Genomic DNA, 12744 nt, shown 5'->3' with positions numbered 1-12744 from the left:
TTCCATCATGTGGGGCATGCTACACTAAAAGTGGATTTGTTTTGTTTTTGTAAAGATTTGCTTTGAGGTTGGTCGTTGCAAGCTTTGATTTGTAAAATAGAGAGTGACATTTGATGGATTAAGAGGAGGAAGTAGTGTGGCTGATAAAGTAATTGTTGTCGACGACGAAGTATCGATTGCGACGTTATTAAAATTCAATTTAGAACAAGCTGGTTTCGAGGTGGAAACCGCACATGATGGAAAGACAGGATTGGAACTGGCTGAAAAGAAAGATGCCGTCTTAATCGTGCTCGATTTAATGCTTCCGGAAATGGACGGACTTGAAGTGTGTAAGCGACTCCGTCAACAAAAAGTCAACACACCGATTTTGATGCTCACGGCGAAAGATGATGAGTTTGATAAAGTTCTCGGACTCGAGCTCGGTGCAGATGACTATTTGACGAAACCGTTCAGTCCGCGCGAAGTCGTGGCACGTGTCAAAGCGATTCTAAGACGCTCGGCGCCACAAGAAACCGCGGTAGAGGAGGATGTCATTCAAATCGGTGACGTAAAAATTGTCGCGTCGAACTACGAAGTGTTCAAACAAGGCGAACGTCTCGAATTGACTCCGAAAGAATTTGAACTGTTAGCATACTTGGCTAAAAATAAAGGACGTGTGCTGACACGAGACCAATTGCTATCCGCTATTTGGAATTACGATTTCGTCGGTGACACGCGAATCGTCGATGTTCATATCAGTCATCTCCGTGAAAAAATCGAACCGGTCACGAAGAAGCCGACATATATTAAAACGATTCGTGGACTCGGTTATAAAATGGAGGAGCCGACTTCGGAATGAAGACGTATCGCTCTAGATTCATGACCACGCTCATTCTTCTCGTCACAGGCGTGCTTTTGACGCTTGGCATCGTGCTTGGCCAACTGTTCAAAGATTTTTATTTGGATTCTGAACGTGACCGCTTGAAAGAGGATGCTCAGCTCGCCGCTTTGTACCTTGAAGGAGGAGAGCTAGACGAAATTCGAGGATATGTCGGTCAAATCGATGACGGGAGTAGCTTTGACATACTGCTTCTCAATAGCAGGAATGAAGTCATCGCCGGGACGCCGTTTCGTGTCGGGTCAATCGATTATAAGATTGAACCGAGTCTGGTGCCTGAAGACGGAACGTTTGGTGAAGCAGACGAAGATGAACTGATTCAGTTCACAAAACCGATTGAACTTGCGACAGGGGAGACGGTCTATTTAACGTTCATCCGTTACGTGTCAGACCTTGAAGGTGTGTATGATCGAATTTGGTTAACGATTGCGCTCGCGCTGTTCTTTTCATTTTTCATCATCTTATTCGTCCTTCAGCATCTGACGAACCAATTCATACGACCAATCGATGAAGCGACCATCGTCTTACGGGAACTCGCCGATGGTAATTATCGGGCTCGCGTTTACGAACTGCGAAATGACGAGGAAACCGGAAGTCTCGCTGGATCAATCAACGTCCTCGCCCGAAATTTGGAGTCAATTTCACTCGGAGAATCGGTTCAGCGAGCACGACTCGAATCACTCATCGAATATATGGGGGCAGGGCTCCTTCTCGTGGACGAGCGAGGCATCGTCACATTAGTCAACCGTTCGTATCGCGAGATGTTCCAATACGATGATTTGTCGATTGGACAATTTTATCACGGGATGTTACCAAGTCCTGATGTTGAGACTCTGATCGAAGACGTCTATTTGACGGAAGAAGTTCATCGTCGTCAGTTATCGATTCGAACTGGCTTTAATCAGAAGACGTATATGGTGTCTGCTGCACCGATTTTCAGTGATACGGGAATGCTTCGTGGGACGACATTATTATTTAACGACATCACGGAGCTGAAGCGACTCGAGAAGATGCGGAAAGACTTTGTCGCGAACGTCAGTCATGAACTCAAGACCCCGCTCACCTCCATTCGTGGATTTAGTGAGACATTACTCGACGGGGCTAAAGAAGTGCCTGAACTCCGCGACCAGTTCTTAGACATCATTCAAAAAGAGGCGACGCGGATGCAGATGCTTGTTGAAGATTTGCTTGAGCTGTCGAGATTAGAACGTGATGATTTCCAGATGGAACTGGTATCCGTCGACTTGAACCAGCTCGTCGATGAGGTATGTCTCTTGCTCAGTCAGAAAGCGGACAAAAAGTCGATTCATCTAGAGGCGAAGCATCATGGGACGGCCGTCTTACAGGCCGATTTGAATCGGATGAAGCAAGTCATCATGAACCTCGTCGCAAACGCCATCAACTATTCTCCGGAAGGAAGTCGTGTCGAAATTTCTGTCGAGGCGAATGAGGATGCCTACAAGTTACGCGTCAAGGACAATGGAATCGGGATTGCTGAAAAAGAAGTCAGTCGAATCTTTGAGCGCTTCTATCGTGTCGACAAAGCAAGAAGCCGAAATTCAGGTGGCACGGGTCTAGGTCTTGCTATCGTGAAACACATCATCGATCTCCATCATGCGACAATCGATGTCGATAGCGTCGAGGGTAAAGGGACTACGTTCACCATCACGTTCCCAACAGTTTGAAATCCTTTACCTCACGTGTGATTAATCATTTTACAAAACCTTGCCATTCCATTCATATTTGCTTTACAAAACCTTGCTATTCTTATGAATGAGACCTCTTCATCATCTCGTGACTCGATCGGTGCTCATCTCCACACGGTCGAGAATTTGGCCCTTTTCTATTCGTAGAAAAGGGTCTTTTTTTTCGAACGCTTGTACCCGTATGGTATGATGAATGAAGAGAAGAATGGAGGTCGATTGAATGAATAAACTACTAGTCCTAGATGGGAACTCCTTAACATATCGTGCGTTTTTCGCACTGCCTCCGATGTCGGACGCGTCAGGTCGAAATACGAACGCGGTGTACGGCTTTACGATGATGTTGTTGAAATTGATGGAAGATGAGCAACCGACGCACTTTGCCGTTGCGTTCGATGCGTCGAAGAAGACGTTCCGTCACGATACGTTTGCTGACTATAAAGGGGGGCGTCAGAAGACTCCTGGGGAATTACGCGAACAGTTCCCGCTCGTACGAGACGTCTGTCGCGCGTTTGGTATTGCTGTCTTAGAACTTGATCAATATGAGGCGGACGATATCATCGGCACGCTCTCAAAGGATACATCATACGATCAAGTGACGATTGTGACGGGAGATAAAGATTTACTGCAACTGATCGATGATCGCGTGACCGTCTACTTGACGAAACGAGGCATCACAGATGTCGAGACAATGAACCAAACGGCGTTCCAGGAACGTTATGAGGGACTACAACCGATTCAGATGATTGACTTAAAAGGGTTGATGGGGGATAAATCGGATAACATTCCAGGTATTCCGGGTGTCGGGGAAAAGACGGCGCTCAAGTTGATTTCAACATACGGAACCGTCGAGTCCCTTTATGAACATACGGATGAACTAAAGGGGAAACAGAAAGAAAAAGTGGAAGCGAACGAGCGAGAGGCGAAGATGTCAAAACAGTTGGCGACGATTTATACGGACGTGCCACTTGATGTGACCGTTGATGATCTCGTTTTTAAACCTTATGACGCTTCTGTCGTAAAACCTTTGTTCATGGAACTTCAATTCAAGTCGTTGATCGGTAAATTAGCGGATAGCTCCACAGAAGAAACGGTCGAAAAAGAAGTCAGACCGACAATCGACCTTTCTGAACAAGATTTGTCTCGAGCGGTCCTGTTTCTTGAGCAACTACACGATGACTATTTCGAAGAAGACATCGTTGGGGTTGCAATCGCATCAGACCGTGGCGTGACCGTCGGTGACGTGACACTGTTACAAGATGCACGAGTCAAGGAATGGATTGAAGACGAATCGAAGACGACGATTTGTCTCGATGCTAAACAAACAATCATTCAGTTGAAACGTCATCAGTTATTCCTTCGTGGTTACGAAGACTTACTCGTTTCTGGATATTTGTTGAATTTATCTGGTGGAACGTCACTCAGCTCGATTGCTTCTCATTTCACATACCCTCTTGAAGAAGATGAAGCAGTTTATGGGAAAGGCGCAAAAATAAAAGTCCCTGATGAGGAAGTATTCCATTCCCATCTTGCGGAGAAAGCACATGCGATTTTGACGTTGTTCGAACGTGTCGCTTCAGAGTTGAAAGACAACGAACAGACGGAATTATATGAGGCGCTTGAAAAACCGCTCGTCTCGGTGTTAGCCGAGATGGAATGGGCAGGCATTCATGTAAACGTGGAAACACTTCAACACATGGAGACAGATCTTCGTGAGCGCCTGTCTGCGCTTGAAGTAACGATTCATGAATTGGCCGGCGAACCGTTCAACATCAACTCGCCGAAACAGCTAGGGGTCGTCCTATTTGAGAAACTAGCGCTTCCCCCTGTGAAAAAGACAAAGACGGGTTACTCGACTGCGGCGGATGTCCTTGAGAAGTTGGCGCCGCTTCATCCGATCATCGAGAAAATCATGCATTATCGTGAACTCGGGAAACTACAGTCGACCTATGTAGAAGGATTGCAGAAAGTTGTGAAGGAAGATGGCAAGATTCACACCCGTTACACGCAGACGTTAACGCAAACGGGACGACTCTCGTCAGTCAACCCGAACTTACAAAACATTCCGATCCGATTAGAGGAAGGACGTCGAATTCGTAAGGCGTTCACCGCAAGTGAGCCGGGCTGGGTACTCTATGCGGTCGATTACTCACAGATCGAACTTCGAATCATGGCGCATATGTCACAAGATGAGAAAATGATGGCGGCCTTTTTGCATGATGAGGATATCCACACGTCGACGGCGGCGAACGTGTTCAAAGTCGCAAATGAGGAAGTCACTTCACTCATGCGTCGTCAGGCGAAAGCCGTCAACTTCGGAATCATATATGGAATCAGTGATTATGGGCTCTCGCAAAACCTAGGTATCACACGAAAAGAAGCACAAACGTTTATCGATACGTACTTTGAACAATTCCCGGGAGTGAAGACGTTCATGGATGCTGCGATTGAACGGGCTCGTGAACATGGGTTCGTCGAGACGATGTTAAAACGACGTCGTAATATCCCGGACATTCACTCTCGTAATTTCAACTTGCGTGGATTCGCTGAACGTACGGCCATCAACACACCGATTCAAGGAACGGCAGCCGACATCATCAAAAAAGCGATGATTGACGTCGACCACGCGCTTCAATCGTCGCAACTTCAATCCAAGTTATTGTTACAAGTACATGATGAATTGATTTTTGAAGGTCCGGCTGAAGAGATGGAAGCATTAGAAAAATTGGTGACGGAAGCGATGGAACATACGGTGACACTCGATGTTCCGTTACGTGCGGATGGAGCCGTTGGAACGACGTGGTTCGATACGAAATAAGAAGATAGAAAGGAAATCAGTATGCCAGAATTACCAGAAGTCGAAACGGTTTGTCGCAGATTACGACCTGCCGTTTCCGGAAAGACGATTCAGTCTGTCGATGTGCTTGACCCTAAAATCATTCGGGGACTCGAGCCAGAAGAATGGGTCCATCATTTGGTCGGAGAGACCATTACAGATGTGGAACGTCGAGGGAAATTTATTTTATTTAAATTAACGAATGGATATCTCGTCTCCCATCTTCGGATGGAAGGGAAGTTCTTCCCATATGAGACAATCACAGCACCGGCTAAACATACGCATGTCGTCATCAACTTCACGGACCAATCGACCCTACATTATAATGATGTGCGGAAGTTTGGAACGATGGAGTTGCGGACGAATGAGGCGGTTCATACGACACCACCACTGTCACTGCTCGCATATGAACCGTTTGACGAGCGTGTGACAACTGATGCATTGCATAAGCGTCTAGAGCGGATGAAGACACGCGCTATCAAGACGGCGCTTCTCGATCAGTCCATCTTCGTTGGATTAGGGAATATTTATGTAGATGAAACATTGTTTCGTGCTGGTGTGCATCCGACACGACCAGCTGCTAGTTTGACGCACGAAGAAGTGGAGCGTGTACGCATTGAAGCGGTAGCCGTGCTAAATGAGGCCATTGAACGTGGAGGCAGTACAATTCGCAGTTATACGAATCCAGACGGAGCAACGGGAACGTTCCAAGAACGACTTTATGTATACGGACAAGCCGGTGAACCATGTCGTCGTTGCGGACAAGAAATTGAAAAGATGAAACTAGGCGGTCGTGGTACGCATTATTGTCCACACTGTCAACAACGTTAAGGAGTGGGCGTTATGTTGAAAATTGGATTGACGGGTGGGATTGCAACCGGGAAGTCCACGGTGTCTCGACTTTTTCGGAAAAAGGGGATTCCGATCATCGATGCCGATTTGATTGCGAGGACGGTCGTCGAACCTGGAGGAAAGGCGATTGAGGGCGTAAAAGCGGCATTTCCAAAATGTTTTGACGGCGATGTCTTAAACCGTCCCGCGCTAGGGCGTGAAATTTTTCATGATGAGACGAAACGACAACACCTCAATCAACTGATGCATCCAGCGATTCGTGAAGAGATGAAGGAACAGATGCGTGCTTATGAAGCATCCGGGGAGTCTGTCGTCATTTTTGATATTCCTCTTTTATTTGAAGGGACAATGCTCGACCTAGTCGATTATTCTGTCGTCGTCTATTGTCGCGAAGAGATTCAATTGATGCGCCTCATGGAGCGGAATGGATTGACGAAAGAAGAGGCGCTCGCTCGCATTCATTCTCAAATCCCAATCGAAGAGAAAAAACATCAGGCCGATTTTCTCGTCAATAACAACGGTTCACTCGGTGACTTACCACCACAAATTGACCGTTTGGTCGAACAATTTAAAACGATAGAAAAAGAAGGCGAATCATAATTCGCCTTCTTTTTTAGTTTAACGGGTCGGATTCGGGCGACCCTTTCTTCCAAGTATCATAAATGGCACGTCCATCACTTGGATGACCGTTCGAATAATAGATCGGGTACAGTGAAAAGAAAATATAGTAAAACGAGAAATAAGCGAACTGATACGTATACAGCGTCGGTTCAATATCTCGTCTTAAAATAAACGCATTGACAATCAAGATGCTCGCTAGATTGAAAATGGCTCCACCGCCATATACAAGCGTGCGGGTGACCTTGTTGCTCCATTTTAAATCTGTAAACTGGCACCACGCATCATAAAAATAGACGCGGTTCACTTGAAGACGTCCTACTTTAAATAGTTTTTTTCCTGTGCCGATTTGCATGTCGAGCGAGCCCCCAAACAACTTTGCGAAAAAGAAGTGTCCGAACTCATGAATCAACGTCACGATCGGTAAGATGATGAAAAACGAAATGAAGAACTTATCGATATCTCCCCAATCAAACATGGTGACGCCTCCTTTCTGTTGTGCTTCACGACAAGAAATTCCCCTCATTTTCAAAAAATAAACAAAGAAAAACGAAAAAAATGTGACGATTCATAGTGAAAACGCTTACAGCTATCCGTTATAATGAAACCGTAATGTAGAAAAAGGGGGATTTAGCATGGGGACAAAAGTTGCGATTAACGGATTCGGTCGAATCGGGAGAATGGTATTCCGGAAATTGATGCTTGAGGGACGTCATGAAGTTGTGGCAATCAATGCGAGTTATCCAGCGGAAACGCTCGCACATCTCATCAAACATGATTCCATTCACGGTCCATTCGGATTGACAGTTCGAGCGCAAGGGGATGCGCTTGAAGTCGATGGGAAGCGAATCGAACTCATTTCAGAACGTGATCCATCACGTTTACCATGGGCTGACCTTGGCATCGACATCGTGGTTGAGGCGACAGGGAAGTTCAACTCGGATATTGGGGCGAAACTTCATTTGGATGCAGGCGCAAAAAAAGTAATTTTAACTGCGCCAGGTAAAGGAGATTTACGTACGATTGTGATGGGGGTCAACGATCGAGACTATCGCCCGGAAGAAGACCATATCATTTCAAATGCATCGTGTACGACAAACTGTCTTGGACCGGTTGTAAAGGTATTGCATTCGACATTTGGCATCGAGACAGGTTTAGTGACGACCGTTCATGCGTACACAAACGACCAAAATAATATTGATAACCCGCATAAGGACTTACGCCGGGCACGTGCTTGTGGCAGTTCGATCATCCCGACTTCGACAGGAGCGGCTAAGGCGATTGGACTTGTCATGCCAGAGCTACAAGGGAAATTAAACGGAATGGCACTCCGTGTCCCGACACCGAACGTATCACTCGTCGATTTAGTCGTCGAGCTTCACCGTGACGTCACCGTCGATGAAGTGAATGAAGCGTTTGAGCGGGCGGCGTTTGGAGAGATGACGGGCGTGTTAGGTGTCTCTCATGAACCGCTCGTATCGATTGACTTCAATGGAGACGACCGTTCGTCAATTATCGATATGGATTCGACGATGGTACTCGGCGGGAATCATGTAAAAGTTCTCGCATGGTATGACAATGAATGGGGCTATTCGTGCCGTGTCGTCGACTTGTTAGATATGGTGGCGAGTTACCTTCAAATTGGGCAACAAGAAACACACGCCTAAAAAAATATTACGGTCTAAAAAATATTTTTGAATTTTTTAAACAAATGTCTTGTAACGACGTCCCAAACACGTTACACTCAATTTCGTGAACTTCAATTGGTCTGACAAACGCAACTTAAAGGGTTAGGACCTCTTAGGACTAACTTGCCCCCGTGGTTGTGGGCGATTCAGGCACAAAGTGAGTGATCATCAACTACTTTGAGACCATTGATGTAAAGGGGGATCCACTAATATGGATACTATGGGACGTCACATTATTACAGAACTTTGGGAGTGCAATCCCGACAAATTAAATGATATCGACTACATCGAGCGTTTGTTCGTCGATGCTGCTCTTCGTTCGGGCGCTGAAGTCCGCGAAGTCGCTTTCCACAAATTCGCGCCACACGGTGTGAGTGGAGTCGTCATCATTTCAGAATCGCACTTAACGATTCACAGTTTCCCAGAGCATGGCTACGCGTCGGTTGACGTGTTCACATGTGGAGATCGAATCGATCCAGCTACGGCATCGCAATACATCGCCGAAGGATTGGATGCGAAAGTACGTGAAGATGTGAAACTTGAACGTGGAATGGGACCAATTCGTGTTCCAGAAGCACAAGTTGCACTAACTAAATAATTCTGAAGAACCTTTTGAGGCTGGCCGTTTAACGGTCAGCCCTTTTAATTGTTTTGTTGTTGCCTTAATTTTGATATGCTTAACGTATATAACTCAGGCGTTGAGGTGGATTATGGGACTGTTAGATAAGTTACAAACACATATTGAAACGAAAGATACACATAAAAATGAATCGCTTCGGACACGCTACTATGCGGCATCTCCGAACGCAATCTTACAATGGTTAGAAAGCGAGATTCAGTCAAATGCTCAGACGGTCCGTCGAATCGACTCAAACCGTGGCGAACTCTCGTTCATTGGTGACGGATGGGACGGACTCATTACGATCGTGCAAGTAGACGGAGGTCGTACAGCAGTCGATTTTACATTGAACCGCGAACAGCGACTCGGGACAGACCTCGCACAAATCGTTACTCACTATTACGAGGCGCTCACACAACAATTCCCGCTTCGTGCTATCGGAAATAAATCTGTCGAACGATAAGGAGGCTTGAGCATGCGTTGTCCGAAATGTGATCACAATGGAACGAGAGTGCTCGATTCCCGACCGGTGCAAGACCATTATTCGATTCGACGTCGTCGTGAATGTGAAAAATGTGGGTATCGGTTCACAACGTTTGAGACGGTGGAACAGACACCCCTCATCATTGTGAAGAAAGATGGAAACCGTGAAGAATTCAGTCGCGAAAAAGTGCTCCGTGGAATCATTCGTGCGTGTGAAAAGCGACCAGTCACACTTGAACAGCTTGAAGGAGTCGTGACAAAAGTCGAACAACAACTTCGCGCCCTCGCGCAGTCGGAAATTCCGAGTGAGCAGGTTGGTGAGTTGGTAATGAATGAACTCGCGCGTGTCGATGAAGTCGCATATGTCCGATTTGCATCGGTTTATCGCCAATTCAAAGATATCACTGTGTTCTTTAAAGAACTTGAAGATTTAATGAAGCAAGAAAATTCGACCAACTAAAGGGCGGCCTGCTGGTCGCCCTTTTTCAGGGGAGAGAGCTATGGAGAAAGAACGTACAATCTTTGGGACGGACGAACTGCTCATTATGAGTACAGGTCTTGTTGACCGCGAATCGTATCAGTCCCTCTATCATTTATATCAACCTGTCATCGGCGTCAAAGCACTCGCACTTTACCAGACGCTCTGGAGTGAATTGAAACCAGGCAAGATGAAATCGAACTATATGTCACATAGTGCCTTGTGTGAGATGTTAGAGTACTCCATCAATGAATTGACGGATAATCTATTTCGCCTCGAAGCCATCGGATTGGTACGGACGTACAAAACGAAAGATGCCCGATTGACGCAATACGTCTATCAGTTGCGTGTGCCGCTCGCACCGCATACGTTTTTAAACGATGGGCTGTTATCGAGCTTTCTCTTCTATAAAGTAGGGGAGGTGCGATTTAAACAACTTCAGGGGCGTTTCACGATCGACCCTTTACCAGCGGGAATCGTCGAGGTGACGAAAGATTTTAACGAAGTATTTGATGTGAAAGGCGTCAACCATCGAGCGTTTACACAAAAGAACTACGAAAAACCAGACCGTGCGAAGATTGAAATCAACTATTCGTTCGATATGGACATTGTGAAGAAACTGACCAATTTCCCGGTCGGGTTTTTCACAAAAAAATTAGACGAAACCATCACAAAATTGGCCTATGTGTCTCAACTCGACGAAGAGACGATGGCGGAGATGTTGAAAGAATATTTCGTTCACGAAGCCTATCTTCCGCTCAGTGAGCAGGAGAAGCGAGACGGATGTCGTCAGATGGTACTTCAGTTGAAGAAAAAGCAGACTCGGCATCGAAAAGAGAAGACGGTGGAGCTCGAAGAGACCAAACTAGGAGATTTACATGATCCAGCGGTAATGGAAGCAGCCCACCCCCATCAGTACGTATCGACACTTCGGAAGACGCCTCAGCTGTCGAAAAGTGACGAACAGTTGGTCATCGAACTCGTCGATACACTCGGTCTCGCACCGGGCGTGATCAACGCACTCTTCTATTATTGTATTGAAGTGAAGAAACAGACTCGTCTGAACGAGAACTATGTCCTTCGCATCGCGACGAGTTGGAAGACGGCTGGCTATACGAACGCGAAAGAGGCGTTAGAGCAAGAAGCGTCACAAGATGCGCTCATTGAGAAGAAGCAACAAAAACGTGAAAATGTACAGCGGACAACTGTCGGTTCACGTCGGAAACCCCAACAAGGCGAGATGCCGAAATGGCTCGAAGATGAAGCGAAACAACAGCGATCGTATGATCAAGCGAGGAAGAAAGAATTGGAATCTTCCGTTCCAGATGATGCGGAACTTGTAAAACTATTAAATGAATTGAAAGAGAAGGGGTGAGGGGATGGAACGAATCAACCAGTCGTTATCGCAGTTGATGAATCGAAAAGAAGTCCGCGAAGCGTATGAGTCGATTCGCAGACGAACGCTCAATCATCCGGGAGTAATCGCCTTTTTGAACGCTCATCCTGAGTTAGAAGAGAAAGCGATTGAAATTGGATTCACGAAGCTGAGTGAGTATGCCGAGCAGATGGATGGAAAGACGTTCATCGAAGAACAGGCCGTCATCCCTGGTCATCAACCGGTGCTCTATGTCGATCTCGGGCAGATTGCCATTCGCTATGAAGAGACGGTCGCTCATCGACAAGCTAGACGCCAAAAAGAGATGGACCGAAAGTTTAAGAGCCTGTTTTTACCCGAAGAAGTCCGTGAGGCGAGCTTTGAGTCATTTGATTGGGCGGATGATGCGCGTAAGATCGCACTTCGAGAAGCGATGCGTTTCGTGACGGGGATGAAGTCCAAACAAAAAGTGAACGGACTCTATTTACACGGAAGTTTCGGTGTCGGGAAAACGTATCTACTCGCCGCCATTGCCAATGAATTAAAAGTGGCGGATATCGAGACGATTTTGGTTCATGCCCCTGGATTCGTATCAGAGGCAAAGCGCAAAATCCGTACGGAATCGTTTGATTCATTTTTGACATCGTTTCAACACGTGCCTGTCTTGTTGATTGATGACATTGGCGCCGAGGCGATCAGCCCGTGGGTGCGCGACGAACTGTTCGGCATCATTCTCCAATATCGGATGATGCATCGATTGCCGACGTTATATAGTTCGAACTTTAGCGGAGAAGAGCTTGAGACTCACTTTTCAATCGATGGGTCCGCGCAAAATAAAATGAAAGCACAGCGTCTCATGCAGCGAATTTCAACGACGACGACCCAAATCGAACTGAAGGGTGAAAATCGCCGTCGGTAAAGGATTGTTTTTCTCGGATGAGTTGACTATACTAATAACCATATAAGTGATGCATAGAAGAGGATATGAATCATCGAGACGAGTTTTAGCGAGGGAAGGGCGGTGGAAGCTTCCTAACGACGACGATGCATTTACTCCCTCAGAGCACCGTACGGGTTAATCGTGCGGCGATTCACACTCGTTATCGTGTGTTCGAGCCAAGCACTTTGCTTGGGAACGAGGGTGGTACCACGAGAATCAAAGCTCGTCCCTTTTTGAGGGATGGGCTTTTTTTATATTCATTTTTTGAGAGGGGA

Annotated in this window: 12 protein-coding genes; 11 read left to right on the top strand and 1 reads right to left on the bottom strand. The window is 46.4% G+C overall.

Features of this window, described 5'->3' with window-relative positions:
- Window positions 1-136 precede the first annotated feature (136 nt).
- From LCM29_RS06320 to coaE, 5 genes are all read left to right on the top strand, one after another.
- Entirely contained in the window at window positions 137-838 is a 702-nt protein-coding gene (locus LCM29_RS06320; RefSeq protein WP_074033421.1) for a response regulator transcription factor, read from the top strand.
- The gene (pnpS, locus tag LCM29_RS06315; RefSeq protein ID WP_214782205.1) at window positions 835-2562 is read left to right on the top strand and encodes a two-component system histidine kinase PnpS; all 1728 of its coding nucleotides are present in this window, start codon (window positions 835-837) and stop codon (window positions 2560-2562) included. The genes LCM29_RS06320 and pnpS overlap by 4 nt, the downstream gene beginning before the upstream one ends.
- 241 nt (window positions 2563-2803) lie before the next feature.
- Window positions 2804-5398: a DNA polymerase I gene (gene polA / locus LCM29_RS06310; protein WP_214820370.1), complete on the top strand. Its 2595-nt coding sequence runs from the start codon at window positions 2804-2806 to the stop codon at window positions 5396-5398.
- 21 nt (window positions 5399-5419) lie between these two features.
- Window positions 5420-6247: a DNA-formamidopyrimidine glycosylase gene (gene mutM / locus LCM29_RS06305; protein ID WP_214746472.1), complete on the top strand. Its 828-nt coding sequence runs from the start codon at window positions 5420-5422 to the stop codon at window positions 6245-6247.
- Between the two features lie 12 nt (window positions 6248-6259).
- Window positions 6260-6868 carry a dephospho-CoA kinase gene (coaE, locus tag LCM29_RS06300; protein WP_224861532.1) on the top strand — a complete coding sequence of 203 codons (609 nt, stop codon included), beginning with the start codon at window positions 6260-6262 and terminating at the stop codon, window positions 6866-6868.
- A 13-nt stretch (window positions 6869-6881) separates the two neighbouring features.
- On the opposite strand, the gene LCM29_RS06295 is transcribed toward coaE, so the two are convergent.
- Window positions 6882-7364, bottom strand: coding sequence for a site-2 protease family protein (locus tag LCM29_RS06295; protein WP_214693224.1), 483 nt, complete (start codon window positions 7362-7364; stop codon window positions 6882-6884).
- A 157-nt stretch (window positions 7365-7521) separates the two neighbouring features.
- Between LCM29_RS06295 and LCM29_RS06290 the strand changes: the two genes are divergently transcribed.
- The 6 genes from LCM29_RS06290 (at window position 7522) to dnaI (ending at window position 12448) form a co-directional block, all read left to right on the top strand.
- Window positions 7522-8553 (top strand): glyceraldehyde-3-phosphate dehydrogenase, encoded by a 1032-nt coding sequence (locus LCM29_RS06290; RefSeq protein ID WP_214760153.1) that lies wholly within the window; start codon window positions 7522-7524, stop codon window positions 8551-8553.
- 232 nt (window positions 8554-8785) lie between these two features.
- Entirely contained in the window at window positions 8786-9172 is a 387-nt protein-coding gene (speD, locus tag LCM29_RS06285) for an adenosylmethionine decarboxylase (RefSeq protein ID WP_026825618.1), read from the top strand.
- Window positions 9173-9284: 112 nt separating this feature from the next.
- Window positions 9285-9656, top strand: coding sequence for a hypothetical protein (locus LCM29_RS06280; protein WP_224861530.1), 372 nt, complete (start codon window positions 9285-9287; stop codon window positions 9654-9656).
- 12 nt (window positions 9657-9668) lie between these two features.
- Window positions 9669-10136 carry a transcriptional regulator NrdR gene (gene nrdR, locus LCM29_RS06275; protein ID WP_012726705.1) on the top strand — a complete coding sequence of 156 codons (468 nt, stop codon included), beginning with the start codon at window positions 9669-9671 and terminating at the stop codon, window positions 10134-10136.
- A 40-nt stretch (window positions 10137-10176) separates the two neighbouring features.
- A complete protein-coding gene (locus tag LCM29_RS06270; RefSeq protein ID WP_214693215.1) occupies window positions 10177-11529 on the top strand; it encodes a DnaD domain protein in 1353 nt (450 codons plus the stop codon).
- Window positions 11530-11533: 4 nt separating this feature from the next.
- Window positions 11534-12448 carry a primosomal protein DnaI gene (gene dnaI, locus LCM29_RS06265; RefSeq protein WP_074033411.1) on the top strand — a complete coding sequence of 305 codons (915 nt, stop codon included), beginning with the start codon at window positions 11534-11536 and terminating at the stop codon, window positions 12446-12448.
- The last annotated feature ends 296 nt before the right edge of the window (window positions 12449-12744 follow it).

The sequence above is a fragment of the Exiguobacterium aestuarii genome (assembly GCF_020171655.1).
In the GTDB taxonomy this organism is placed as follows: domain Bacteria; phylum Bacillota; class Bacilli; order Exiguobacteriales; family Exiguobacteriaceae; genus Exiguobacterium; species Exiguobacterium aestuarii_A.
This window is presented reverse-complemented; position numbering and strand designations above follow the sequence as displayed.